Annotated in this window: 1 protein-coding gene and 1 pseudogene; both read left to right on the top strand. The window is 76.8% G+C overall.

Annotation, left to right across the window (positions count from 1 at the left end):
- Window positions 1-766: ABC transporter ATP-binding protein (locus G3I53_RS31730; protein ID WP_164439020.1), on the top strand; the 766-nt coding region annotated here is incomplete at its 5' end.
- A pseudogene (locus tag G3I53_RS31725) lies at window positions 763-1074 on the top strand (ABC transporter permease); the annotation flags it as partial. The gene G3I53_RS31730 and the pseudogene G3I53_RS31725, both read left to right, overlap by 4 nt.

Genomic DNA, 1074 nt, shown 5'->3' with positions numbered 1-1074 from the left:
CGCCGGGCCCGGTCCCGCCGTCGAACTGCGCGGGGTGCGGCGGCAGTACGGCCGCGGCGCGGACACCGTGCACGCCCTCGCGGGCATCGACCTCACCCTCCCGCACGGCACCTTCACCGCCGTCATGGGCCCGTCCGGGTCCGGCAAGTCGACCTTCCTGCAGTGCGCCGCCGGGCTCGACCGGCCGTCGGCGGGATCCGTCCGCCTCGGCGGCACGGAGATCACCGGCATGAACGAGAACGAGCTGACCGAACTCCGGCGCAGCCGCCTCGGCTTCGTCTTCCAGTCGTTCAACCTGCTGCCGTCGCTGACCGTCGAGCAGAACGTCCTGCTGCCGATGCGGCTGGCCGGACGGCGCCACGTTCCCGGCGGCCGCGCGGCCGAGGTGCTCGCGCAGGTCGGGCTCGCCGACAAGGCGCGGCGCCGGCCCGCCGAGCTGTCCGGCGGCCAGCAGCAGCGCGTGGCGGTCGCCCGCGCCCTGGTCACCGCCCCCGACGTGGTGTTCGCGGACGAACCCACCGGCGCCCTCGACACCGGCGCCGCCACCGGCGTCCTCGGCCTGCTCCGCGACGCCGTGGACACCCTCGGCGCCACCGTCGTCATGGTCACCCACGACCCCGCCGCGGCCGCCTGGGCCGACCGCGTCCTGTTCCTCGCCGACGGCGCCCTCGCCGGACACCTCGAACGCGGATCGGCGGAACGGATCGCGCACCGCATGACCGACCTCACCGCCCGCACCGGCAGGACGGCGGGTGCGGCGGCATGACACGCCCCAACGGCCTCGCCCGCGCCGCGCTGCGCTTCAAGCCCGCCGCGTTCGCGGGAACCTTCGTCGCCCTGATGATGTCCGCGCTGATCGTCACCGCCTGCGGCGTCCTGCTGGAGACCGGCCTGCGCGCCTGGGTACCGCCCCAGCGGTACGCGCAGGCGCCCGTCGTCGCCGCGGCCGACCAGTACGTGCGCGTCGTCACGGGCAGCGGCGAGGACCGCGAGGAGGAGGCCGTCCCCCTCCCGGACACCGCGCGCCTCGACGCCGGGCTGGCCGCGAAGGCCGCCCGCACGCCGGGCGCGGCC

The organism is Streptomyces sp. SID14436 (genome assembly GCF_010548465.1).
In the GTDB taxonomy this organism is placed as follows: domain Bacteria; phylum Actinomycetota; class Actinomycetes; order Streptomycetales; family Streptomycetaceae; genus Streptomyces.
The sequence above is the reverse complement of the archived record's forward strand: the minus strand, read 5'-3'. Positions and strand labels throughout refer to the sequence as shown.